General features: G+C 39.5%; 30 protein-coding genes. 11 read left to right on the top strand and 19 right to left on the bottom strand.

Annotated elements, in window-relative coordinates; all coding sequences use genetic code 11:
- Positions 1-8: 8 nt before the first annotated feature.
- From Q4550_RS17300 to Q4550_RS17290, 3 genes are all read right to left on the bottom strand, one after another.
- Complete coding sequence (locus Q4550_RS17300) at positions 9-245, bottom strand: hypothetical protein (RefSeq protein WP_303534877.1); 237 nt, start codon at positions 243-245, stop codon at positions 9-11.
- 80 nt (positions 246-325) lie between these two features.
- Complete coding sequence (locus Q4550_RS17295; protein ID WP_303534876.1) at positions 326-1,225, bottom strand: hypothetical protein; 900 nt, start codon at positions 1,223-1,225, stop codon at positions 326-328.
- Between the two features lie 102 nt (positions 1,226-1,327).
- A complete protein-coding gene (locus Q4550_RS17290; protein WP_194221229.1) occupies positions 1,328-2,503 on the bottom strand; it encodes a BMQ_0737 family morphogenetic spore coat protein in 1,176 nt (391 codons plus the stop codon).
- Positions 2,504-2,632: 129 nt separating this feature from the next.
- Here Q4550_RS17290 and Q4550_RS17285 point away from each other — a divergent pair, with 129 nt between their 5' ends.
- Both Q4550_RS17285 and Q4550_RS17280 read left to right on the top strand, forming a co-directional pair.
- Positions 2,633-3,427 carry a hypothetical protein gene (locus Q4550_RS17285; RefSeq protein WP_303534874.1) on the top strand — a complete coding sequence of 265 codons (795 nt, stop codon included), beginning with the start codon at positions 2,633-2,635 and terminating at the stop codon, positions 3,425-3,427.
- 74 nt (positions 3,428-3,501) lie between these two features.
- Complete coding sequence (locus tag Q4550_RS17280) at positions 3,502-3,633, top strand: hypothetical protein (protein ID WP_303534873.1); 132 nt, start codon at positions 3,502-3,504, stop codon at positions 3,631-3,633.
- A gap of 9 nt (positions 3,634-3,642) precedes the next feature.
- On the opposite strand, the gene Q4550_RS17275 is transcribed toward Q4550_RS17280, so the two are convergent.
- From Q4550_RS17275 to wecB, 6 genes are read right to left on the bottom strand one after another with little or no spacing between them, the layout of a single operon-like run.
- Positions 3,643-4,632, bottom strand: coding sequence for a glycosyltransferase family 4 protein (locus Q4550_RS17275; protein WP_303534872.1), 990 nt, complete (start codon positions 4,630-4,632; stop codon positions 3,643-3,645).
- A 47-nt stretch (positions 4,633-4,679) separates the two neighbouring features.
- On the bottom strand, positions 4,680-5,396 hold the full coding sequence (locus Q4550_RS17270) for a glycosyltransferase (RefSeq protein ID WP_303534871.1): 717 nt from the start codon (positions 5,394-5,396) through the stop codon (positions 4,680-4,682).
- 17 nt (positions 5,397-5,413) lie between these two features.
- A complete protein-coding gene (locus tag Q4550_RS17265) occupies positions 5,414-6,274 on the bottom strand; it encodes an NAD-dependent epimerase/dehydratase family protein (protein ID WP_303534869.1) in 861 nt (286 codons plus the stop codon).
- The gene (locus Q4550_RS17260; RefSeq protein WP_303534866.1) at positions 6,267-7,094 is read right to left on the bottom strand and encodes a dTDP-4-dehydrorhamnose reductase family protein; all 828 of its coding nucleotides are present in this window, start codon (positions 7,092-7,094) and stop codon (positions 6,267-6,269) included. Before Q4550_RS17260 ends, Q4550_RS17265 begins: the two co-directional genes overlap by 8 nt.
- Entirely contained in the window at positions 7,094-8,080 is a 987-nt protein-coding gene (locus tag Q4550_RS17255; RefSeq protein ID WP_303534864.1) for a polysaccharide biosynthesis protein, read from the bottom strand. Before Q4550_RS17255 ends, Q4550_RS17260 begins: the two co-directional genes overlap by 1 nt.
- Positions 8,070-9,164, bottom strand: a complete 1,095-nt coding sequence (wecB, locus tag Q4550_RS17250; protein WP_303534863.1) for a non-hydrolyzing UDP-N-acetylglucosamine 2-epimerase — start codon at positions 9,162-9,164, stop codon at positions 8,070-8,072. The genes Q4550_RS17255 and wecB overlap by 11 nt, the downstream gene beginning before the upstream one ends.
- Positions 9,165-9,356: 192 nt before the next feature.
- On the opposite strand from wecB, the gene Q4550_RS17245 reads away from it, so the two are divergent.
- Complete coding sequence (locus tag Q4550_RS17245; protein WP_303534861.1) at positions 9,357-9,773, top strand: hypothetical protein; 417 nt, start codon at positions 9,357-9,359, stop codon at positions 9,771-9,773.
- A 90-nt stretch (positions 9,774-9,863) separates the two neighbouring features.
- A complete protein-coding gene (locus Q4550_RS17240; protein ID WP_303534859.1) occupies positions 9,864-10,928 on the top strand; it encodes a glycosyltransferase family 4 protein in 1,065 nt (354 codons plus the stop codon).
- A 12-nt stretch (positions 10,929-10,940) separates the two neighbouring features.
- On the opposite strand, the gene Q4550_RS17235 is transcribed toward Q4550_RS17240, so the two are convergent.
- Together Q4550_RS17235 and Q4550_RS17230 are read right to left on the bottom strand one after the other, a co-directional pair.
- Positions 10,941-11,852 (bottom strand): glycosyltransferase, encoded by a 912-nt coding sequence (locus Q4550_RS17235; RefSeq protein ID WP_303534857.1) that lies wholly within the window; start codon positions 11,850-11,852, stop codon positions 10,941-10,943.
- A gap of 58 nt (positions 11,853-11,910) precedes the next feature.
- Positions 11,911-12,132, bottom strand: a complete 222-nt coding sequence (locus Q4550_RS17230) for a hypothetical protein (protein ID WP_303534855.1) — start codon at positions 12,130-12,132, stop codon at positions 11,911-11,913.
- 245 nt (positions 12,133-12,377) lie between these two features.
- On the opposite strand from Q4550_RS17230, the gene Q4550_RS17225 reads away from it, so the two are divergent.
- On the top strand, positions 12,378-12,911 hold the full coding sequence (locus tag Q4550_RS17225) for a hypothetical protein (RefSeq protein WP_303534853.1): 534 nt from the start codon (positions 12,378-12,380) through the stop codon (positions 12,909-12,911).
- A 33-nt stretch (positions 12,912-12,944) separates the two neighbouring features.
- Here Q4550_RS17225 and fabI read toward each other — a convergent pair whose 3' ends face one another.
- The 4 genes from fabI to mgtE all read right to left on the bottom strand — a co-directional run bounded on the left by fabI (position 12,945) and on the right by mgtE (position 17,333).
- A complete protein-coding gene (fabI, locus tag Q4550_RS17220; RefSeq protein WP_194221216.1) occupies positions 12,945-13,721 on the bottom strand; it encodes an enoyl-ACP reductase FabI in 777 nt (258 codons plus the stop codon).
- A gap of 90 nt (positions 13,722-13,811) precedes the next feature.
- Positions 13,812-13,964: a hypothetical protein gene (locus Q4550_RS17215; RefSeq protein ID WP_303534851.1), complete on the bottom strand. Its 153-nt coding sequence runs from the start codon at positions 13,962-13,964 to the stop codon at positions 13,812-13,814.
- A 120-nt stretch (positions 13,965-14,084) separates the two neighbouring features.
- Positions 14,085-15,932, bottom strand: a complete 1,848-nt coding sequence (locus Q4550_RS17210) for a monovalent cation:proton antiporter family protein (protein ID WP_194221214.1) — start codon at positions 15,930-15,932, stop codon at positions 14,085-14,087.
- Between the two features lie 39 nt (positions 15,933-15,971).
- Positions 15,972-17,333 carry a magnesium transporter gene (mgtE, locus tag Q4550_RS17205; RefSeq protein WP_303534849.1) on the bottom strand — a complete coding sequence of 454 codons (1,362 nt, stop codon included), beginning with the start codon at positions 17,331-17,333 and terminating at the stop codon, positions 15,972-15,974.
- A 272-nt stretch (positions 17,334-17,605) separates the two neighbouring features.
- Here mgtE and Q4550_RS17200 point away from each other — a divergent pair, with 272 nt between their 5' ends.
- Both Q4550_RS17200 and prpE read left to right on the top strand, forming a co-directional pair.
- Positions 17,606-18,790 (top strand): FtsW/RodA/SpoVE family cell cycle protein, encoded by a 1,185-nt coding sequence (locus Q4550_RS17200; protein WP_283152336.1) that lies wholly within the window; start codon positions 17,606-17,608, stop codon positions 18,788-18,790.
- A gap of 96 nt (positions 18,791-18,886) precedes the next feature.
- Positions 18,887-19,621: a bis(5'-nucleosyl)-tetraphosphatase PrpE gene (gene prpE, locus Q4550_RS17195; protein WP_303534848.1), complete on the top strand. Its 735-nt coding sequence runs from the start codon at positions 18,887-18,889 to the stop codon at positions 19,619-19,621.
- Here prpE and Q4550_RS17190 read toward each other — a convergent pair.
- The 4 genes from Q4550_RS17190 to Q4550_RS17175 all read right to left on the bottom strand — a co-directional run bounded on the left by Q4550_RS17190 (position 19,605) and on the right by Q4550_RS17175 (position 22,463).
- Positions 19,605-20,480 (bottom strand): RluA family pseudouridine synthase, encoded by an 876-nt coding sequence (locus Q4550_RS17190; RefSeq protein ID WP_483298569.1) that lies wholly within the window; start codon positions 20,478-20,480, stop codon positions 19,605-19,607. The genes prpE and Q4550_RS17190 overlap by 17 nt on opposite strands.
- A gap of 113 nt (positions 20,481-20,593) precedes the next feature.
- A complete protein-coding gene (locus tag Q4550_RS17185) occupies positions 20,594-21,394 on the bottom strand; it encodes an NAD kinase (protein ID WP_194222277.1) in 801 nt (266 codons plus the stop codon).
- Positions 21,395-21,420: 26 nt separating this feature from the next.
- On the bottom strand, positions 21,421-22,056 hold the full coding sequence (gene yjbM / locus Q4550_RS17180) for a GTP diphosphokinase (RefSeq protein ID WP_194221210.1): 636 nt from the start codon (positions 22,054-22,056) through the stop codon (positions 21,421-21,423).
- Positions 22,057-22,082: 26 nt separating this feature from the next.
- Positions 22,083-22,463: a UPF0738 family protein gene (locus tag Q4550_RS17175; RefSeq protein WP_303534844.1), complete on the bottom strand. Its 381-nt coding sequence runs from the start codon at positions 22,461-22,463 to the stop codon at positions 22,083-22,085.
- A 140-nt stretch (positions 22,464-22,603) separates the two neighbouring features.
- Between Q4550_RS17175 and Q4550_RS17170 the strand changes: the two genes are divergently transcribed.
- From Q4550_RS17170 to Q4550_RS17155, 4 genes are all read left to right on the top strand, one after another.
- Positions 22,604-23,179 (top strand): CYTH domain-containing protein, encoded by a 576-nt coding sequence (locus Q4550_RS17170; RefSeq protein WP_303534843.1) that lies wholly within the window; start codon positions 22,604-22,606, stop codon positions 23,177-23,179.
- 116 nt (positions 23,180-23,295) lie between these two features.
- Complete coding sequence (locus Q4550_RS17165) at positions 23,296-23,691, top strand: globin domain-containing protein (RefSeq protein WP_371017520.1); 396 nt, start codon at positions 23,296-23,298, stop codon at positions 23,689-23,691.
- Between the two features lie 92 nt (positions 23,692-23,783).
- A complete protein-coding gene (locus Q4550_RS17160) occupies positions 23,784-24,608 on the top strand; it encodes a ClpXP adapter SpxH family protein (RefSeq protein ID WP_303534953.1) in 825 nt (274 codons plus the stop codon).
- Positions 24,609-24,741: 133 nt separating this feature from the next.
- Entirely contained in the window at positions 24,742-24,921 is a 180-nt protein-coding gene (locus Q4550_RS17155; protein WP_226612623.1) for a hypothetical protein, read from the top strand.
- Positions 24,922-24,936: the final 15 nt, after the last annotated feature.

Raw genomic sequence — 24,936 nt, 5'->3', positions numbered from 1 at the left:
AGCTGCTCTTAAAACCAAGAAAATCCCTTGTTATCATCGTCATTATCTCTTTCTTCTTTTCTACGTTCATTTTCTCCACCAGTTTCGTTTGATGAGAAAAACCCCCACGGATCACGACGATTACTCCGGTTATCATCAGTCTGATACTCATGATCATCTCGATCTTCTTTAATAATGACTTCATTCGCTTTAATGATAACACGATCTACATGAATGATCTGTGGTTTTCTCTTCTTCTCAGACATACTAAATCCTCCCCCTCTTATCCTCTTACTTCACATTATCCTATGCAAAAGGAGGATAGTGGGTATGGGCGCCATCTATATTAGTAGCTCAAGGCTATTTGATTTGAAACTTTTATTTTATAATTCTCTTTTTGAAAATAAACAAACCCTTCAATAATAACAGGCTCTTTAAATTCAGATTTAATTGGGATTTGAAAACTTTCGATCCCGATCTTATCTCCAGGCTTCAATATCACTGGGTGTAACGGAGAAACCCAAATTTCCCCCTTCTCTTTTGATTTCTCTAACCAATCATGATCAGGAAATACCCACTGAATTCGATCGCTTGCATCAACACCTTTTGTTTCTACATCATCAATGGAATAAATACGCCCTTTTAAGGTAGCTGCTTCTCTCGGCAAAAAGCGGAAGCAAACAAGAGGATTACGCAATTTCGTTGTTCCGCAATTTTCAATTTGTAAATCTCCACGAATCATAACCGTCTGCTTATCGCTAATAATTATAGAAGTATTGAAGTAGCTCACAGCGTAAGTCTCAGCTATTTCATCTCTTTCCTTGACTGACTCTGATACTTCTTCGTTCTTTTGATACTGCGCCCGCTTCTCAAGGTTTTTCACTTTTCCTTGATAATGCTGAAGCCGCTTGTCTTTTTCATTGATCTCTATTTGCATCTCTGCAAGAAGGTTTTCATATCCTTGTATCCTTACATCATCTTGCCCAATACTTTTCTTCTCTTCTACTTCTTCCTTAATAAGCACATGCTCTTTTGCCTGGTTTTCAAGCTCTTTTTCTAATAAATTCAACTCTTCCTGCAAATGAGCGATCGTTTTCTCCTGCTCCTTACTTAACTCGATTTGCTTCTCAAGCGAAGCTAATTGATCGTTCGCAAAAATAAGTTCTTTCTCAAGTTCCAGCGATTTTTCTTGAAAATATTTCGTACGTGAAATGAGGCGAGAATAACTCAATTTTTCACCCTGCATGGAACCTCCCCCTCTCTAACCAGCGCTACATTCTATATGTATGAGTGATAGGTCTCTTTTCATAACAAAAAAGTGCAGGATATGATCTCCTGCACTACTGATTTATGACTGTTTCTTGTACTTAATATCATCAAATGTGATGCAATCATCAACGGTAAGATCGCCTTCTTCAACTTCCACAGTTCCTGTATTAAAGACAACTTTTCCTCTACGGTTTAATAAATGCACTTCAAACCACTGATCATCGTCTGCGTCAACTACAGCAAGTTTAAAGTCAAACGTACGACCGCGATCCGTTACACCGCTACCTTCAACGATAAACTTCAAACCATCTCCACATTCTTCGCACTTAAGAGTATCTTGATCAAAACTCGTTGCAGTGAATGTAAAGTCGTTCTTTCCATCGCTTGAGTCTGTGTCATGGAAATTAAGTTTCATAGAGCTTCCAGTAAGACTACAATTATCACAAATGTTTACAAGCAATGTTGCTTTACCAGAATCATCATCACAGTCTATTTCTCCACTCGCTTCACCACTTAGTGAGCAATCACAACTTGGACGCGGGAAGATGTCTGGACACTGTTCCGGGAATTCAATTGGAGGACATTCATCGATCAAGTCAGGTGCAATTAGATCGTTGTCACGAGGTGAACAGAACTTCGCAAGAACCTCTAGTTTCACTTCAGCTTCTACTTGAATGTCTACACAGAAAATAACTTCTAGATCAAATGAAGATGGTGCAGGACAGTTTAATAATACAGTTCCTGAAGGAATGCGGCATACAATTTTAGTGATTCGACAGAAGAGATCTGTTCCATTCGGGAAGCATAGCACAAATGATTCAAGAACAGATGCGTTGCAATCGACCTCTGTTACTAAATCGCCATGTCGGTCGACAACCTTCACCTTTACATCAGTTGTAAATAAAAGGTCAACGAGTTGAGCATCTGCAAATCCCCCACCAGGGATTGCTACGCTAACATCCCGTTTTTCTCCAATTTGTTCACAGAAAAAGTCATCTTCTGTATGCTCGCTGCCTGAGAGTGGGAACAAAGGAGGTGCTTCTGGTGTTTTACATACAATACGAAGTGGACGGCGGCTTGGATCTTCCATAGCACATTCGATCTTTTTAAGCTCATGATCTGTAAATTTGATTTTCTTCTTTACAGAAAGCTGATCGGTTACCCAATCGTATACTTTTTGAACGCGAATGCACTCATCCTGTAGGCTATTTGTAGCTGTAGGAACGGTGCGTTGCTTATGTTGTTTGTGACCCATATCGTTCCTTCCTTTCTTTCACATGATAGGTTGATTCACTACATACTATGGAATTAGCACAGAAATGCAACAGAAGGAGCTGCCCAAATTTCATATGCGTTTCTCATGGAGAAGAAAGGAGAAGATTTATTGATAAATCTCATCTGGAAAGAGAAAGTGATTTGTAAGCTCTCAAGCGAAGAATTAAATGCACTATTATTACTTCTCCCATACTGGGGGCTACAGATGAACGACAATGTTCTTACGATGCCTTTAGAAGGGAAGAAGCTGCATCTCACTTCCGAGTGGAGCCACTATGCGTATTCCCTTATGGAGTTAGTAAGGCACACGGGAATCGATGCTACACATATGGAAGAAAACAGTGACCTATCGATCACAATGGATGTAACATCTCACCTCGCTTCTCCACTATCCATTTTGATTGGAAACAAAAAAGTACGCCCGAAAGCACTCGACTATAAGAGCCTAGATTTACAAAAAAGAATTCACAAAAATGCCTGGCTTCCTTTCAATGGATCCACAATGACTTGCTTTATTAAAGAAGATGATCATTATACTGCAATTGAATGGATTTCCTATATGATCATTCAATATTATATGAAACCCTATTTCAAGCCGGTACATCACATTTCAATCGGTATGTATGAAAGATTAGTTACAAACGTTTTAGAAAAAGTGAATCCAACGCTTGCATCACATCAAAAAACGGATCATCCTCCGTCTGAGTGGCCCGATGTTCCTGATGCGATCGTTCCTCAACAAAAAACAGAGCCACAAACGACTTCACCAAATCAAAATCATCAGCCAATCAACCCTTTTTCTCAGTCTAGTACACTTTTTGAACCCTCTCCATTTGATCCATTTAAGTTTAATCATAATCAGCGAAAAACATCAGTCATTAACCCATTTCAACAGAAGAAGTAATCAACTTCACACCTTACTCTTCCTAGCAGAATAAGATGTACAAAGGTATAGAGAAGCCTATCAGGAGGAGAAGGATGAAGAAGTCAGATATTCAAGAATTATATAAAAAAGTGAAACGTACAAGAAGAACGAGGAAGTCGCGACCTACTCAAATAAAAGGATGCCGCACATGCGGGAAAACGACTTGGAAACCTAATACACAGTAAACGACCGGATTATCCGGTCGTTTTTCTTATGGAATGAACAGCATTCAAAAAGGCGTCGACGCTTCGCTTCCACGTCCATTTCTCTGTTTCTTTCTCTCCATTTAATGCGATCTCATTTCTTAAGTTTGGTTGGCTTAGTAGTGTCATAACATCTTCTGCTAGTCGATTTTCATAGCGGTAAGAAAGCAGGGAATTCACACCGTGTTTGCAATAATCTAAATTACCTCCGTTATACGTTGTGACGAGTGCAGCTCCACACTTCATGGCTTCAAGTCCAGGAAGTGAAGCCGTATCATAAGTAGAAGAATTAACAAATATGTCTGCTTCATTGTAATGATAAGCCAACTCTCGATCATCAGCCGGTGTTAGGTAGCGATACTTCCCTGATGCTTTAATCATTTGAAGCGCTTTAGAAGCAGCCAACTCATTAGGTGGACTAATCAATGTGTATTTGGCGTTGGGGTATGACTTTTGAACAATAGCCAGTTGCTCTAACAGGTAATCTTGCTCACGATGCCAGGAATGGCCTCCCTCTGGCCTTCTTAGTATCGCTGTGAGATTAGGGACCTTATTTAATAACCGTGTACCCATATTATAAAATTGGTCACTAATCCCTACAGGTACGATTGAGCCTGTAATGCCATGATTTAATCGAATCAGGTCTTGCTGCCATTTCGATAATACAATGAGGTTTGGCGTTACATGATAACTTGGGAATGATAATTCTTGTTCAGGTAAAAAGGTTGGTTCGTAACACAGACTAATTCTTATGTGGATACCTTTCTTGTTCCTACTAGCGTTTTCTGCGGCGTCAATAAGCGTATAATAGTTCGATACAATAACATCTGCTTTCGGATAAGAGGATTCTGGTATCCCATATAGCTCTGCCGTTCGTTTGACAGTTGATTTTATTGGATATTCAATCACACCGGTTTTTGGCATCAAAATGATGACTTCATGGCCATGGTCTACAAGACCATTCGTTATTTCAGCCAGCATTCTTTGTGCGCCGCCTTTACATAGAGTAATGATTGGGAAGGTGAATTTCATAATTGCATACGTTCTTTCCGATACGCTTCTTGAAGGAGCATTCTCACTTTCTTTTTCACATGGCGAAGTTCTGTTCGAATGGCTTCACTGTGCCGTTGTGTTCCCATCTCACTATGCACCCGGTATTGAACAAGACATTCGTCTATATAAGAAAAGGCATGATCCTTCGCAATACGTGCCCATAAATCATAATCATGTGTAAATCTTAACGTTTCATCAAAACCTCCTAATGCCCGGAGCACTTCCAATTTCACCATGACCGTGCACCCGTTAATGGCACACCCTTGCCTTAAATGCTTTAAGAAAGATAGTCGATTAGGAAAAGCCACGCCTACTGATCCGCTCGTTACTGTTCCAAATTCATTTATCAATACATAAGAGGAGTACCCTATAACGTGATTAGACTGTTCGAGCGCAGTCACTTGCTTTTCTACTTTATTTGGTTGATAAAGGTCGTCAGCGCTTAACCATGTAAAGTATTCTCCCGTTGCATTAGCAATCCCCATATTTAACGCCCCTGCTGTCCCTTTATTTCCCTGTTCAATATAGCGAATTCGTCCGTAGTAAGGTTTAATTTTCTCTGTATAGAGCGTTGAACCATCATTAATCACGATCACTTCAACGTTCTTATACGTCTGGGCCAACGCACTTTCAATCGCTGCATCAATATATTCACAGTTATAAAATGGGATTATGATTGATACTTTCTTCATACTCTCCCTCTTTTCTTTTAAGAATTTTTGGCATACTCCATCATATCTCTAAGAGATTTTTCAAATGAGATAGTTGGCTTCCAACCAAGTTTGTTCATCTTGATAGATGAATTCATTGATGCCTGTTCCTTCTTGCGTTCTAGATATGATGCGTTTATAGGGTATGGTATTAGCTTTTGAAATTCAGCGATAACTTCTTCTAGGGTTCGATAACACCCACTTCCAATCTCGTAAGCTATGCCTACTTCACCATACTCTAGAAGCATTTGATATGCTCTCACTGCATCTCTCACATCAAGGTAATCTCGCGTAGCAAAAGCATTTGATAATTGTATTTCTTTCTCTTTATCCCGATTCTCTTCGTTAATTAGCTGCCTTGCAATCGCTGAACAAACACCAGTAGATGGACCCGGGCCGATTAAGTTACATGGAACAGCTAAGATTGTTTGCATTCCATATAAATCTCCCCAGGCTTTTGCTAAGTTGGCCTGGAGTGATTTACTAAAACTATATGGGTGAGGATACGATTTTTCTGCTTGGAGGGCAGATCCAACAACGACAATCCGACAGTTTGGGACGTGTTTTCTAGCTGCCTCCAAAAGATAAAGCGTAGCGAGCACGTTCGTTTCAAAAGTAGAGATTGGTTCTTCCCAGGACTGTTGGACATGGTTCTGTCCTGCTAAGTGAAGAATCATATCGGGCATTGTTTTGGCCATCATTTCATTTACAGCATACTGATCGCTAAGATCTACACGAAGCATGTTAGGATTTGCACTGCGGGATATTCCAATAACATGATAGTCCTGCTTTAATTTCTTAATGGCATGAGCCCCTGTAAAACCAGTTGCTCCTGTAACAAGAACCGTTTGTTTAGGCATAATCCTTCATCCATGCTCTTAACTCCTGAAGCATAGCTCGGTAAGGTTGTACGTCGTAAAAAGCATCAGTACGAGTATGAACAATCGTTCGATCTAACTTTAATTCGCTAGAAGGGACAATTGTTACATCTTTCTTTTGAAATACTTCTTTAAAAAGAGTAAGTAGCTCAAATTTCGAAACTGTCTCAGGTGCATGCAGATGGTATAGCCCTGTCGTTTCTTGTTGGATTAAAGAATCGATCGCTTTCGCAAGCTCTAATGTCGTAACCCCATTCCAGAACGCCTGATCAAACCCTTTTATTTCGCCTTTCTGTTTGAGGAACCATTGTAAGAGACCAATTCCATTTCCCTTTAGTTCAGGTCCTACAATGGAAGTTCGGACTGTCAAATGAGGGAATTCCGTCACTTCTCCGAGCGCCTTCGATTTGGCATAAACCGTGATTCCATCAGGCTGATCTGATTCTGTATAGTTGCCTTTATCTCCTTTAAAGACACAATCTGAACTTATATGAACAACTTTACCTTTTCTCCGGTTCATTAATTTCACAAGTTGATGTGGCAGTAATGCATTAACCTGAAAAGCAAGTTGCTCATTTTGTTCTGCAGACTCATTCAACACCCCAATCGCATTTATCACAACATCCGGCTGGACTTCATCGATTACCGACTCTAATTGCACGGTATCAAGAACATCTAACACATACCCGTGCGGATCACTAGCATCTCTTGAAGTGAAATAAACGTCTTTATGCTTTTTTTTGAAATAGGCAGTCAGAACATGACCTGCCATTCCTTTTCCTCCAAGTACTAGCAGCTTCATTAGATGAACCCACCTTTAATAAGCATGGCTTTGATTTCTGCTTTCGTCATAACGTCTTCACCAGAGTTATAGTTTTTTAGAGTAACAGGTTGAAAGTTCGCATATCTCTCATTCAAACCAGTAATTTTGATTGCAGGCAAGATAACGAAGTACTCTTTGTCGTAGTATACTGTTGATTGACTCTCATATTCCGAGAAAAGAATTTCATGGAGCTTCTCTCCTGGTCTTATTCCCTGTTCACGTATTTTCACATTCTTGACGCCAGAGGACTCGATGAGAACTTCCGCAAGATCAATTATTTTACAAGTAGGCATCTTCATAACAAAAATTTCGCCGCCTCTACTTTCATATGTGGCTTTGAATAGTAGTTTAATGGCATCTTCAATTGTTAAGAAGAAACGCGTCATTTCAAGATGAGTAATGCCGATCTCAGCTTTGTTTTGAATTTGGTTCTTAAAAACATGAATGACGCTTCCATTTGTTCCTAGGACGTTTCCACCTCTCACGCATACAAAGGTAGTATTCGACTTGAGCGTGTTCGCATGAATGATCAACCGCTCACCCATTGCCTTTGAAAACCCATAGAAATTAGATGGATTTGCAGCTTTGTCTGTTGAAATGTAAACAACTTTCTTCACATTATTCTCGATGGCCGTTTTAATCACATTTTGTGTGCCGATAACGTTTGTATTTAAAGCTTCAATCGGTTGGTCTTCACAAACAGGCACGTGCTTTAATGCAGCAAGGTGAAATAAATAATCAACGCCCTTACCAGCTTCTAATAAACCTTCTCTTTCTTTAATATCTCCGATTAGAAATGTTAGTCGTGGGTCTTGATGAAATTCCCTCTTCATTTCAACCTGGCTCGTTTCATTTCTCGATAAAACACGAATTTCTTTTGGCGATTTCTGCAACAGCTGTTTAATTAACTCATGGCCCCAGGATCCAGTTCCTCCTGTTACCAGTATCGTTTGGTCACGGAACAATTTGTATTCCTCCTAAAATAAATTTCACTACGCGGTCTGACACATTTAAATCCTCATAACCAGTTGGAATCATCCAATTTGGTTGATGATAAAGCATCACATCAACAGCTCGTTTTATACTCGCAGCATCAATGCCTGAGATCATATTGCTTCCACATGCGATCGTCTCAGGACGTTCAGTGGTGGATCGAACTGTAACAGCTGGTACTCGGAACAAACAACATTCTTCTTGCACTGTTCCGCTATCTGTTAGAACGCAGAACGCTGACTTCTCAAGTCTCACAAAGTCTATAAACCCAAACGGTTCATGCAGTTCAATAAGCGAGTCCAAGCTATCAGCATATTCGGCCGTTAATTTTGATTTGGTTCTTGGATGAATACTGCAAATAATTCTCTTCTTATATTCCATCGCAATGAGCGTTAACCCATCAAAGATTTCTTTCAACTTTCTAGGATGATCTACGTTCTCAGCTCGATGAATCGTCACTAGAAAATAGTCTTTTTCTTCTAGCTTTAGCGAACTTAAAATGTCACTTTGTTGAATAGAAGCTTCATAGTGTGTTAGTACCTCGAGAATAGGATTACCAGTAACGTAAATTCGGTTAGATGGAAACCCTTCTCTTAATAGATTTTCTCTACTTTGAGGTGTGTAGGGCAAATTATAGCTAGATACAGCATCGATCACCTTACGATTTTTCTCTTCAGGTACTTCAAGATCAAAACAGCGATTTCCAGCTTCCATATGGGTAACAGGGATGTTTAAACGCTCCGCAAGCACAGCACATAAAGCTGAATTCGTGTCTCCCAGAATTAATATACGATCTGGTTGATGTGTGAGAAGAATTTTCTCTACCTTCATGAACATGAAAGATAGCTGTTCTCCTAATGAAGAAGCTGTATTTGAAAGCATGTAATCTGGTGATCGAATGCCCATTTCTTTAAAAAACACATCTCGGAGAGAAGGTGCTGAATTCTGTCCTGTATGGATGAGGATGTGTTCATCAGCTAATTGATCGAGTTTTTCAATGATCAAACTTAATCTAATAATTTCTGGTCGTGTGCCCAGTATTGTCGCAACCTTCATGTCGGCCCTCATTTCTTACACTTTTTTTACACTAATTAACTTATGTATGAAATGGTAACCCGCAATGGACAATCTCCTAATTTTTAAAAACTACTTTCTAATGCCCTTTTTTCTAAAAGGGAGAGGCCTGTCTATTCCCTCCCTCTGTAGTCCGCATAGGATAAGCTATCCTTATAAGGGAGGAGGTCTTTTATGCCTAAGCAAATTTTTGATTATAACAAAAGCATTCCAACAGCTTTTAGCAACTCAATCGTTCGAAACATTCCACGCTCACCTTCCCGTGTTACGCTAGCTAGCTTCGGACTATACGTTCCGAATCAAGTAAGTGAAGTTGAATTCAATGCGACTATCGGGGTTAGAGCGACTGCTTTAAATCCAACTGTACTAGTTACCATCTACAGAAACTCTATGGTCATTTTCAGTACACGTGTTTCCATTGATGTGAGCGTAGCAGACTATCAAACGATATCTTTCACTGCGGTCGACAATAATCCTCCAGGCGGTTATTATGACTACTCTCTACGAGCAGAGTTAGATCAAAGCCTTATTATTCTTGATAGCGCCAATGCAGTTGGCCCCGTAACTTTTACTGGAATTTCGTTTGGATAATGAGAAAACGAGACCGAAATTGGTCTCGTTTTTTATTCGATATTTTTTCCTTCATGCATAACGTAATAAAAGCAGGATGGGAGGCTAACGATGAAAGTTCTTTTTGTCTATTATTTACCGAGTGGTGGTGTTGAAACATTAAATCGAGAAAGATGTCTTGCACTTAAAGAAGCAGGCGTCTCATGCGAACTTCTGTATATGCAGCAAGGAAGCGGCTATGCCAATATTCGTGATATACCTGTTTATGTGACGAATAATGATCAAGAGATCAAAGCATTAATCGAAAAAAATCACTATACGCTTATAATGGTTTGCTCCGATCATTTATTTCTTAAGCGTATTCGTTCTCTGGGATATAAAGGAAAGTTAATTTATGAAATACAAGGCCTCGGCACAATATCAGAAGCTGAACGTTGGATGCAAAAAGCCAATCAACATGTGAAAACCTACGCCGATGCCATTTTTTATCCACGCACACCTCACCTTGCTAAATTAGTGGGAAAATACATCCCAAACTTCCCAGTTTATTCTTTCCATAATTGTTTTGATACAGATCGATTCAAATATAGCAGCTCTTCATCGATTTCTTCTGTCCCCATTATCGGATGGGTAGGTCGGCTGGAGTCCAATAAAAATTGGCGTGGCTTCCTGGAATACGTTTTTGAACTACGAAAAAAACAACCTCATTTAGTCATATGGATGTTTCATGACCCAACATTGGCTGTTGCGAGCGAAAAGACAGCATTTGAAATCACATGCAGTAAACTCAGACTGAAAGACATCATCACTTGTTACTCCAATGTACCGAATGTAGAAATGGCCAAGTATTTTTCCATGATCGGTGATTCAGGAGGATTTTTATGCTCTACTTCGTTAGTGGAAGGCTTTGGTTATGCATTAGTTGAAGCGATCAGCTGTCACTGTCCAGTCGTAACGACAGATTCAGATGGTGTAAGAAGCTTTGTTCTTCATAATCAATCAGGTAAACTTATTGACCTCTCCGATATGAGTGATGCTGTCAATCAAGGTATAGACCTTTTGACAAATAAAACGTTAAGAAATGCCCTTAAATTTCAAGCGAAGAATCACATCGCTTACAACTTGGATCCAAAAAAATACGCTTCTCGATTTATTGATATGATGAAAAACTCATAAAAAATAGCACATTCATATTACGTTATGAATGTGCTTAATCATTTCTGCGACCCTTATTGAGGTTAGATGCCGTGCTCTCACCATTTCAATGCCTTTCTGAGCGATGTGCCGTCTTTCTGTCTCGTTCACTAAATAATAATTTACTTTCTCAGAGAAATTGCTGTTATCAATTGCCACAAAGGTTTCTTCATTCTTGAATCCTAAATCTTCTAGTTCTTTAGTTACTGGAGCAAGTAGTAGCGTATTGCAAGCGAGCGTTTCAACATATTTAAGTAATGGATAGTGATAAATGGAATTACAAGTCAGAAACAGTTTAGCACGGTTTAATTCGCGGGCATATACTTCTCCTACTACTCCAGATTCGATCTCCTTGTCATAGCCAGGATGAGAATGGTAAAGAAATCCCTTCCTCTGTTTTAAATGACGGTACATTTGATTCCGGAATGGGTATAGCTTCGGTATCATGGATCCCATCATTAGAATATCCGTATCTTTTATAAGTTTATAGTCATGAAAAATATCCTTGGGTACATGATGAGGAAACCAGACCATTTCGCTTTGAAATTCTTGAAATGATTCCATGAATGCGTCTCGGTAATGAGTAAAGATAACTGATGGTTGAACACGTTTCATCATTCTTTTACGTGAGGCAACTTTGTAATGCAAATCATGCATCATGATACCGATCGGAATATCGGTATTCTCTAATCCTGTAATGTAACGGCCATAAGTAGGATGAAAATCATTCATTAAAATAAAATCTGGCTTCACTCTTAACATGGATAGAATCGATTGAATGTCGCCATGACTATGCCAAATCGTGAGAGCAGATTGTTTTTGTAATTCTGCAATTAAATACGAAGTACTTTTATCTATATAATGTGAAACATCATTTGTTATAAAAAGAATCGATATTCTCTTCAACTAGTTCCACTCCTATTCAAAAAAGGTTTCAAAATCTGAAACCTTTTTTAAATACCTATTAGTATTCGATACATACTATTTTATCGATTGGCATTACAAGTGTTCCAAATCCGCCTGATCCCACTTGATTAAAAATAACGAAGTCATGCCCTACTTCTTGTACTGTAACCCCACTAAGATAAGGATCCCCTAATTCTTCTTGAGTGTTAAATGTATAAACGTAGTCAATTGTAGTATTGCTTGCCTTCATCTGGCACAAAAGTCCTTTAAGTCGTAACATATCATCCATCCTTTTTTATTATTTCGGTAGTACCACTCCCGTTCTATTAATCATATGAAAGCAATACAAGCTTGTATGGACAATATGCTCAATCTAAAGAAAATTGGACGAATTCTATCTAGCGTTGCACCTAATTTCTAATAAATGGTTGAATATCCGGTGCAACTTGTACCTTCTTTAATACATTATAGTAGACCTGACCTTTTCAGTATCGGGTAAATATGTTTAGAAAGGATGTCGATTAATTGAGTACTTTATTCTCAGATGAATTCTGTCCAAAGAGTAAAAAATATTACGATTCTAAGTGGGCTCGTAAGCATGATTCAAAGTGCGATAAGAAAGACGAAGATAAGCAGCGTAAATGCAAATGCGATAAGGACGACCATCATTCAAAATGGACGAAGCATGATGGAGAATGGAAATTAGAAGTACACTGTAATTGCAAGTGTGAAAAAGAGGAACACCATTCAAAATGTGAGGAAAAGCATGATAAGAAAGAACACGATTGCATCTCTTCTCTCTTGAAAGAACTAGCGCACCACCATCATGAATTGCTACTTCCTAGAAGACCACAGGTTTATCTTCAAATGAAAGGTACAGCAGGGTTTGTTATGCTTGAAACAGGAATAAAAGGACCAACACCTTTTACACTCGTTAGCTATAATCATAAAACTAACTGTGCAAAATTCACTTATGAATCTTGTAATGACGTATCTCCACAGGTTTATATTGTTGATACAAATTCATTAAGTGGCATCTCAATCGCTGATCAAGCATAAAAAAAACCACGACATTTGTCGTGGTTTTTTCATTCATGTCGCGATAATATTATACCCACTATCTACGTGAATCATCTCGCCAGTAATTCCTCCAGAAAGATCACTCATTAAGAATAGCGCTGTATTTCCTACGTCTTCTTTCGTAACAGTTCGACGCATTGGAGATTTCTCTTCAATCTCTTTAATTACAGAGTTGAAATCATTAATTCCTTTGGCTGCAAGTGTACGGATCGGCCCAGCCGAAATCGCATTTACACGGATGTTGTCTTTTCCAAGGTCGTTCGCAAGGTATTTCACACTTGCGTCAAGCGATGCTTTTGCTACACCCATCACGTTGTAGTTGTTCACAACACGTTCGCCACCAAGGTAAGTCATCGTAAGGATGCTTCCTCCCTCAGTCATAAGTGGACGAGCTGCTTTTGAAACAGCTGTGAGTGAATATGAGCTAATGTTATGCGCTAGCAAGAAACCTTCGCGCGTCGTTTCAAGATACTCGCCTTTTAATTCTTCTGTTTTCGCGAAAGCGATACAGTGAGCAAGTCCGTGAATAACCCCAACTTCTTCTTTAATCTGAGCGAACGTCGCTTCAATTTCTTCATCATTCGTAATATCACACGGTAAAATAATAGAATCATCACGATCTAGCGTTCCAGCAAGGTCGCGAACATTCTTCTCTAGACGCTCACCTGCGTAAGTAAAAATCAATCTAGCACCAGCACTGCTAAGCGCCTGCGCAATTCCCCAGGCAATGCTTCGTTTATTTGCAACGCCCATGACAACATATGTACGGTTCTCAAGAGACAGGTTCATATCCATGCTCCTCCTCGAATTTATTATTAGTTATTAGCACCACGTCCTAAGTATAACATGCTTTAGTGAACATGCACCATGTGGATTTCTTCATCCTTTACTTGTTTGAATATTTCGTCTCTCATAACCGCAAGTTGGACACTCAAATATGACGTTTTGATTTGACTGAGCTGTAAGAGAATCTTCCATATCACAACTTTCTTTACATACAGGACAAACCACTTTCAGACTTTCAACATCCATTCACCTTCACCCTCCATTTATAACCTTATGGTAAAAAGTATCACCTTGTTCGTCGCATTTATGCTCCCTTTATTTAAACGAAAAAAACCCCCTCTCTCTTTAAGAGAAGGGGGTTGAAAATTAATAACTTAGCAACGTTCGAACTTCTTCTACACTATCGCTACTTCCTGTCACAATTAAGCGATCGCCAATTCGTAGTTCAGTGTCACCATGAGGGACAATCGAATCCTTGCCTCGGAAAATTCGTACAATGATCGTATCGCCGAGATACGGGAAGCTGCGCAGTGGCACACCGTTGTATTCCACATTGTTCATGTTAATTTGATATAGCGCATTTTCTTCACGAGTGAAGATATTAACGACTCCAGGAGACTCGATGAGCGCTTTTAACAAGGCTTTTGTTGAGAAGAACACGGAGAAAACGTCAATATTAAGCTCCCTTAGCTGATCGGCTATTTCTGTTAATTCAATTCGAGCAATAACGCGATCTGTTCCATATTCTTTCGCGAATACAGCAATATCCGAATTCGTTTCATCATCTCCAGAAGAAATGAGGAGGATATCAGCATCGAAGACAGAGCTTTTCTTTAGTGTATCAATGCTATAATCCGAAAGCTCAATTACTTTAAAATGACTGCTTTGTTTCTCAGAATCCACTTTTTCCTGCTTCGTATGATAAATCGATGTTTCATAATTGGCAGGATTAAGTTCAAGCGAGATCGGCAAAGTGATTTGGTTTGCTCCGATGATCGCAAGTTTCTTCGCATGAGAGCTTTCTTCTGGCTTCGGCATTAGTTTCTTGAAAAGAATTGGTGCTAGAATACAGCTCATAATCGCCACTAAGATTAAAGCAGATGACAGCTGATCATCAATGATATCAATTCGTTCCCCGATTTCAGCTGCTGCAATAACGAGAGAAAGTGTTGATGTTAGCAACATGCCAGAACCTAGAACCGTTTTCGTATCATACCATTTTTTCAATACAACAACGGGCACTAATTTTGAAGCAAAGAGCGCAATCAACAGTAATGGAATAAGAATTAATACTTTAGGATCCTGGAAAAGTGACCAGATATCTAGCTCTACCCCAACCATTACGAAGAAAATAGGAATAAGAAAGCCATATCCAAATGAATCGAGCTTTTGCACGAGCTCTGTATTAGGTGAGAGCAAGGAAACGAGTGCACCGGCAAGAAAGGCACCTAAAATATTTTCCGCTCCAACCGTTTCAGAGATACCGACTAATACGATAATTAACGTAAAGACGGCTCTTGTACCAATCTGAATGGTCCCCTTGGACATCGTCTCGATAAAGGAAAGATGTCGGAAATAAGCCCCAAGGAAATAAAGCAAAATTCCTGCTCCAAAGAGTATGAGAAGCAGCCACATGTTTCCTTCGCCCCCTGAATTCAGGGAAACAAAAATCGCCAGTAAAATCATTGTTGCCAGGTCAGCTATAACGGCGATTAATAGAATCGTTTGACCTATACTGCTCTTCATAATGTTTGCGTCTTTTAACGTAGGAACCACTACACCAAGCGATATAGTTGAAATGATTAACGTCATAAAGAAGGCATTATCCGTATATCCAAGTACAACGAATAGAAGAGACAATAGGTACGATACAAGAAATACAAAAATAAAGACGATAAACGATACGAGTACACGATTCGGTTCGAGTTTACCGCTTGGAAGCTTTACTTTTTTCTTTTTACTCGCAAAAACCGAGAAATCGATCTCAAGACCACTCAGGAACATCAAGAAGATAAAACCGAGCGTTGATAGCGTATCAAGCCATGTATCTCCTTGAACAAGGTTAAATCCACTTTGTCCAATGAAAATCCCGGCGATAATCTCGGCAACTACGACTGGCAAAAAGTTCAGTCTGAAGCGGTGTAAGATAAACGGTATTAAAAATGCGATTACGACTACGATAACAAGTGATGATACGGATGCACCGTGTTCCATTTCTTTCCTCCTTCAAACGTCTGCACAGTCAATTAGTCTTTAGACTAATTGACTCATAAATGCAGTCGCCATTCCAAAATAAATAAGTATACTGATAATATCATTAATAGTTGTAATGAACGGCCCTGAAGCAACCGCAGGGTCTATGTTAAGTTTGTGCATTAAGAGTGGGACTAGCGCACCAGCAAGAGTCGCAACAATCAACGTAAATAATAACGAAAAACCAACTAATAAACCAAGTAAAAAGGTTCCTTTCCACAAGAAAATAATAATGGTGACGAGAACTCCTGACGTTGCACCGGTAATCAGTCCAGTTCCTGCTTCTCTTACTATTAACGCCCACTTACTATTCTCTTCAAAATCTCCAGTAGCAAGACCCCTTACAACAACAGCAAGCGCTTGTGTTCCTGTATTTCCTGCCATTCCTGCAATAAGTGGAATAAATACCGCTAGCAATGGGACTTTATCGAGGGTTACCTCAAACTGACCAATTAAGCTGGCTGTCAACATTCCAAGAAATAAGAGAATGATGAGCCATGGCAATCTTTTTTTAGCTGATGAAAATGGATTGCGGTCAAACGAACCGTCATCTGAAATAGCGGCAAGCTTTGAATAGTCCTCTGAAGCTTCTTCCTCAATAACATCGACAATATCATCGTGTGTGATAATACCGAGTAAATGATTTTGGAAGTCGAGAACGGGAAGTGCTAGAAAGTCATAATCTCTCATAATTCTAGCTGCTTCCTCCTGGTCTTCACCGACCGAAATGGAAACAACCCGCTCATTCATAATCTCTTCTATTAACGTATCTTCTTCTGCAATAATTAAATCTCGAAGAGAAATAACACCAACGAGCCTTTTCTGTTCATCTAATACGAATATATAATAGATAGTCTCTGCTTCAGGTGCTTCACGTCTCAGTATTTGCATCGCTCGCTTCACCGTTTGATGTGCTCGGATCGATACAAATTCTGTTGTCATGATACTACCAGCTGTTTTTTCTTCATAATGAAGAAGTTCCTTAATTTCGTCAGCTGCATCATCATCCATAATGGTTAAGTAACTTGCAATCTGTTCAGGATTTAGTTCATTTAAGACGTCTACTGCGTCATCGGCATACATTTCTGCAAGCATTTTAGCCGCATAAGCTGGCTCCATCTCCGAAATGTATTCTTCTTGCTCTTCAATATCAAAATTCTGAAAGATCTCGGCCATTTCTCTTGGTGATAAATAGGTGTACACAAGTAGCCTGATTTGTTCGGATACGGTTAAGAAGAATTGAGATTGTTCATAAGGATGAATTTCTAGAAACAACTCTCGAAAGGCATCGATTCTCTCTTGTTCTAAATGATGAATAAGTGCTTCGTACAAAGCTTGCGTTTCTTGCTCCTGGTAAGCCACTCTGCACACCTCCTTGATGTTTTAGTAACAAAGTGCGTAAATACTCAAATATGGCTATATCATTTATCGTTTATTTCCGATAAGCTTTTCTAAGGATCGATGTTTTTTCTACTTATCAGTGTCATAAAGTAAAATTACCTTCCTATCTTAGTCGGTGTGTAGTTATTTTGTCAAAAATAAATACAGGAACCGATTTGCAAATGGAAGGATTTCAGATAAGATAGGAATTGTGATTAAAAGAAGGAACGCTTTTCTTTAGAAAGGATTATATCATGAACAATGACAATCAAACACCATGGCAACAAATAGATTTCACACTTTTATTCTTTGTCTTTCTCCTGATGTGCATTAGTACTGTCGCTATTTATAGTGCACAAGCTTCACTACCTGGAGAATTAAAAAACTTCAACTTTGCAGGAAGACAGCTAACGTGGTATTTCGTTGGTGCGTTTGTCCTCTCGCTCACACTGGTCATTGATTTTGATCGCTTTAAACAATTATCCTGGTATCTCTATGGATTTGGAATTCTTCTTCTAATCTTGCTTGCGGTTAGTCCTGAGTATATTGGAAGTTATCAAATTGCTCCGATTCGAAATGGGGCAAAAAGCTGGTTTGTGCTGCCTGGTTTAGGAAGTGTACAGCCATCAGAGTTTATGAAGATTTTCTTAATTATTACGATCGCTTCTACAGCGGTGAATCATCATGAAAAGAACCCAACAAAAACCATTCAAACAGACCTTTTATTATTAGCCAAAATTTTCGGTGTGGCAGCTGCACCTCTTCTAATCGTTATGGCCCAGCCTGACCTCGGAACAGCGATGGTTTTTACTGCTATTGTTGTTAGTATTACATTAGTATCAGGCGTTCGCTGGCGACTTCTCTCTCTTTTAAGTTTACTAGGGGTTGCAGGAATATCTGCTCTTGTCTTTATTTTCTTTAAGTTTCCGGCCTTCTTTAAAGCCTACTTACTTGATGAATACCAGCTCGCTCGGTTCTATGGCTGGCTTGCTCCTGAAGAGTATACAGATGCAGGCTATCAAGCGACGAAAGCGATCCTTGCCATCGGCTCTGGTAAATTAGAAGGGAAAGGATACGCTGACGGTACTGTTTACTTCCCTGAAGCGCACACTGACTTTATTTTTGCTGTGATTGGAGAAGAATTCGGATTCATCGGAGCAAGTATTACGATCTCCATTTTCTTCATGCTAATCTACCGAATGATTCATACAGCCCTTGAAAGCAATGAGTCCTTCGGAAGCTATTTGTGCGCAGGAGTTATCGGAATGCTAACATTCCAGGTATTCCAAAACATTGGAATGACCATTCGGATATTGCCAATTACTGGTATCCCATTACCATTCGTAAGCTATGGAGGAAGTGCACTTTTAACCTATATGATTGCAGTCGGACTCGTATTAAACGTCCGATCTCGAACGAAAACGTATATGTTTGAATAACCTGCCATATTGGCAGGTTATTTTATTTAGCCTTTAACCTTGATACATACTCGTCCAATAGGGTAATGATATAGAGATGAGATAGGAGGGTGCCAATTGTTAGACATTATCAGCGATATACACGGTTGTTATGAAGAACTGACAGAACTAACCAAACGAATCGGATATTCATGGGAAAGTGGACTTCCCGTCCATCCTGACGGTAGAAAACTCGTCTTTCCTGGTGATATCACCGATCGAGGAAAAGAATCTCTTGCTGTGATTGAAGTAGTCTCACAACTCGTTAGCACTGGACAGGCTTACTATTGCCCTGGGAACCATTGCAATAAACTTTATCGGTATTTTATTGGTCGAAACGTTCAGCAAACTCATGGACTGGAGACAACGGTTGCCGAACTAAATGCTCTCAAAAATGATGAGAAAGAGGCTGTGAAAAGGAAATTCATCTCTCTTTATGAACATGCACCACTCTATTTATCCCTCGATGACGGGGAATTAATTGCTGCACATGCAGGAATTCCCGCGCATTATATCGGCCAAGTTGGAAAAAAAGTAAAAACATTTGTCCTCTACGGTGACATTTCAGGCGAATCTCATCCGAACGGCATGCCTATTCGCAGAGACTGGGCTAAGCATTACAACGGAGAAGCTCTTATTGTTTATGGGCACACTCCAGTAAAAGAACCAAGGTGGATGAATCATACAATAAACATTGACACAGGATGCGTGTTTGGAGGCAAATTGACTTCGCTTAGCTATCCGGAATTGAAAACAACTTCTGTCCAATCATCAATGTCTTATGTTCCTGAGAAATTCACTTCTTTCGAATAAGACATAACATATCCTCTTCAACCTCTACTTCAAACCGGAGTTTTTTTTCTAGGAAAGGATGATAGAACTCAAGCTTCGCACTATGCAACGCTTGTCTATTTATTAATGCATGCGTTCCACCATAAAGATCATCTCCTAAGAGCGGATGACCAAGATAAGACATATGAACTCTAATTTGATGGGTTCTCCCCGTTTTTAGGGATAATTCAAGAAGGGAGAATCCTTTATAATGATTTATTGTGCGATAACTCGTTAATGCGTGTTGTCCATCAGGGCGAACAGCCCTTTCAATAATACTCCCCTCTTTCCTCCCTATTGGCGCATCGATTTCGCCTTCTCCTTTCACTTCGCCATGAACAAGTGCAACATATTGTCGTTTCATCTCTTTGTTTTTCTGCTGTCTGGAAAGAAGGTCATGTGCATAGCGGTGCTTCGCAAATAAAACGAGTCCAGATGTATCTCGATCCAAACGATTAACAGCGTGGATGGTACGATCTAGCTTATGCGTATGATAATAGTAGAGAACACCCTCTGCGAGTGATTCAATTGAATGTCGAGATGGGATCGTCGGTAGGCTTGCTGGCTTATTGATAAGTAAAAAGTGTTCATCCTCATAACAAATACGAAGCTCCATCTCTTTAGCTACCATCGTTTCGCTCACAGTTTCTTTTGGAAATAAGACTTCCACCGTATCGCCTTTCCTTAAAACAGCTCTAACGTTTTGATTGATGTTATTAACCGTAAGTTGTCCTCCATTGAATTTAATATCCGTTAACATACTTCTCGATAAATTCTTTTCCGTTAGAAGGTATTCCCTTAGCAGCATCCCTTCATTCTTCTCTTCTACGCTCCACTTCATTCTAACGCTCAAGCAAACTCACCTCGTGTAATTAAATTTTTCATGATAGGCATTCTTTTGTAATAGAGCGAAAAAAACAGCACCGTTCAACTCATGAACAGTACTGCCTCGCTTTAATATACTTCATCGACAAATGATTCCTTGACTCTTTTCCAGAAAGGAAACGGTCTAAAACGCGCGAATCTTACCTTCTCTTCTGCTACTCGATATTGAATGGACTTTACATCTTGTTGCAATAAGAAAAGATGATCAATCGTAATTTGAAAATCAGCATCATTCACCGGTCGCAGTAGACATGTATGATGCTGCGGAAGCACAAGTGGAGATCCTACAGTACGAAAGACGCGATTGTTGATAGATGCCATTTCTGAAAGTTGAATGGAAGGAAGTGCAGGATGAATGATGGCCCCGCCTAACGCTTTATTATAGGCTGTACTACCAGAAGGCGTTGAAATGCAGAGGCCGTCTCCTCTAAACGTTTCAAACAGATCACCTTTTATTTCAACATTCATCACTAAAGATCCCTCTACACTTTTGACCGTACATTCATTTAGCGCAAGATAGCGATTCTCTTTGGAACTATTCAAATAGCGAACCGTTACTTCAAGCAATGGATATTCTACGATTTGAAAAGGAGTCCTTGCAATATGGATGACGAGCTTTTCGACTTCTTCAGGGGTCCAGTCCGCATAGAAACCTAAGTGTCCTGTATGAACACCTACAAAGGCTGTTTGATCCAGGCGATCTTGATAATGATGAAAAGCGTGTAAGAGTGTCCCATCACCGCCAACCGAAATGACAATATCCGGTTCTGCTTCATCATAGTCCAGATCGAAATCACGTAAATAATTTTTGATGCGCTGCTGAAGTTGATTGGAGGTTTGATCCCCTTTTGACTTTACCGCAAATTTCAATTTAGGCACCTCGTCTAGTTTAGTTTTCAGCTTTCTTTTTGTTCATTTTCTTTCTTTTGCATAAAGATTTTCTGAGCTTCCTTAATCTCACCGCGTATTTCAGACATTTCATCATCAAGTTTGGAAGCTGCTTCAGCGGCTCGTTGAAGACGCTTTTTGACATCATCAGGGATTTTCTTATTGTATTTATAATTCAAAGAATGCTCAATTGTCGCCCAGAAATTCATAGCAAGTGTCCGAATCTGTATTTCAACGAGCAGCATTTGTTCTCCTTGAATCGTTTGAACCGGATACTGAACGACGACATGGTATGATCGATAGCCGCTTACTTTCTGATTCGTCACATAATCCCGTTCCTCAACGATATCAAAATCTTTTCTACCACGAAGGTGATGAATGACTTTATTAATATCTTCTACAAACTGACACATCACACGAACACCTGCAATATCATGCATTTCTTCCTGCAGTCTGTTGAGCGGTATGTGTTTCGTTTTCGCTTTATCAAGAATACTTGAAATCGGCTTTACTCTCCCAGTAACAAATTCAACAGGTGAATGATCATCCGCCTTTTCAAATTGCTCTCGAATGCCTTTCAATTTCACTTTCAATTCATTTACTGCTTGTTTATACGGTGCTAAAAATTCTTCCCAATTTTTCATCCAACCACCACCAACGACGATATCTATTATGACGCTGTTAGGAATACTTTCTCAACAGCTTGATTCATCACTTCTCCATAATTTGAATTATCTTTAATATTCTCAACAAGATAGGATAGTTCCTCTTTTAGATCAGTAAGTTCTATTGATGCGTCATCCCCGGAAGTAATAACCACGTTCACGTCCTGATCGAGCACGTTTGCTAACATTGGCCATACTTCCTCTTGAAATCGAATATATGTATACCCTTCTCCACCATCAAGCAAATACACAAATGACAAAGAATCGGAGTCCACTAACATATTTCCAGTAGCTGTATAGGAAGTAAGATCCACTTTTTCATTCAAACCAAAGGTAAGTGTGTGATCTGATAATTCTCCTGTAATAATGTAGTATTGTTCTGGCACAAATACCTCTCCTTTCGTTATTTCCAAGTATGTATCACCTAATAGTTTATCACAATGCAGTGGGAGATTTCACCGTTGTTGTTCTGAATAAAGACATATGCCATAATTCTTTTATATTCATCTAAATGGAGGGTTCACTTATGGCACAGGAAGTAGAAATCGAATTTAAAAATATGCTCACAAAAGAAGAGTATGCCTCTTTGCTTGATTACTATAAATTAGAAGAGAACATTAAAACACAAACGAATGATTATTTTGATACAAAGAATTTTATGATTCGTGAAAAGGGGGCTGCGTTACGCATTAGAAACAAGAATGACAAATTCGTATTAACATTAAAGCAGCCTGCCGAGGAAGGACTCCTTGAGACACATCAAGCCGTATCACAAGAAACCTTTGAAAAGATCAAGAAGGACGGCACACTTCCTGATGGAGAAGTAGCATCGCAGCTAAACGAACTAGGAATTCCATCTCCGCTCGACCACTTAGGACGATTAACGACACATAGAGCTGAATACCAAACGACTGAAGGACTGCTCGTCCTCGACCATAGTGAATACCTCGGGAGAGAAGATTTCGAACTTGAGTTTGAAGTCTCTGATTTCACGACAGGAGAGCGCGCCTTCACGTCCGTTCTTCATCAGCATCAAATTCCAAAAAGAAAGACAAATAATAAGATTCTTCGATTCTTTCTAGCATCCCAAGAACAGGCCTAAACGGTCCTGTTCTTTTTGTTTGGCAATGATTTCAAATCGGATTATTTGCTGTTACGTAGGGAGGTTGCTAAAATGAAATTGTAATTAAGTTCTACCTTCCAAAGGGGAAAATGTATATGAAACAAAACATGTATGATCATATCGGCGGTGCTCAGCTTGAACAGCTAGTGACTGCTTTTTATAATCGGGTTTCACAGCATCCCGAATTAAAACCTATCTTTCCAGATGATTTAACTGAAACAGCTAGAAAACAAACTCAATTCCTAACTCAATTTCTCGGAGGGCCGCCTCTATATTCCGAAGAACATGGGCACCCTATGTTAAGAGCTAGGCATCTCCCATTCGAGATAACACCTAAACGTGCGACAGCATGGCTTTCTTGCATGGAGTTAGCAATGGATGAGGTTGAACTAGACGAAGATTTACGAGAACATCTCCTAACAAGGTTAACGTTTACTGCTCATCATATGGTTAACTCGGGTGATCAGGAAGAGAAAGGAGAATCGAATTGACACCGAATGCTACTGGTTCCTATTGCGATTCTTACAATCCAAATGGACAATCCGATACAGCTTGCACGACTACATCTCAAAAAGGTAAACCTATCGAGATTTACTCATTTATTGATCCGCTTTGTCCTGACTGCTGGGGTCTCGAACCGGTCATTAAGAAATTACACCTAGAATATGGACATACCTTCCGCATTAGACATCTAGTGGGCGGAAATATAAAATCATTTAACTCGTTTAAACGAAAAAATGAAGGCATCACAACACACGCTGATGTCGCTGAGCGTTGGGAACGTACAGCCAGTCGCTCTGGGATGTCCTGTGACGGTGATTTGTGGTATGAGGACCCTATGGATACCCCTTATATCGCATCAATTGCTATCAAGGCTGCAGAGCTTCAGGGAAAGCTTCCAGGATTTCGTTTCCTAAGGAAAATGAGAGAACTTCTTTTTATCCAAAAGCAAAACATGACTAAAGAAGAAAATCTAGTTCAAGCAGCAAAAGAAACCGGACTTGATGTAAAGGAATTCCAGAAAGATCTTCACTCTCAAGCTGCTGTAAAAGCATTTCAATGTGACTTAAAGATCTCTTCAGAAATGGAAGTTAATGAGCTTCCTACCCTTGTTTTCTTCAATGAAAATATTGAAGAAGAAGGTCTTAAAATTACAGGACTTTATGAATATGATGTGTATGTCAGAATTCTGACAGAAATGCTTAAAACAAAACCAACGCCAGAGCCTCTTCCGTCGCTAGATGAATTCATGGAACGCTATCACTTTGTCGCAACAAAAGAAGTGGCGGTCGTTTACGACATGAGTTGTGACGAGGCAGATGCCGCTATGAAGAAGCTCGCCTTGAAGCAAAAGGTAGAGAAAGTGCCCGCGAAACACGGATGTTTCTGGCGCACTGTAAAAAGTTAAAATCGGGCTTCAAAAAAGGAATGAACCAGCATGGTTCATTCCTTTTTTGTTCTTACCATTCAATTACTTCTCCTCTTCCAAGTAAGTATATGCATCATCATTTCTCATAACTATAATACGAGGAGGGAATTTTATGACGCGTTTTTTCATCTTACTAGGTGTGGCACTCATCATCGTTAGCTTTGTCATGTTTATTATGGGATTATTAAGATTTATTCCTGTGCCTATTGGTGGAGCCCTTTTATTTCTCTCTATTCTTTTTACCGTTAGCATGTACAATTCCAGAAACCAATTCAAAGGATTTAATCGCTAAAAAAAGCCTTCTCTA

The sequence above is a fragment of the Anaerobacillus sp. 1_MG-2023 genome (genome assembly GCF_030547345.1).
In the GTDB taxonomy this organism is placed as follows: Bacteria; Bacillota; Bacilli; order Bacillales; family Guptibacillaceae; genus Guptibacillus; species Guptibacillus hwajinpoensis_B.
This window is presented reverse-complemented; position numbering and strand designations above follow the sequence as displayed.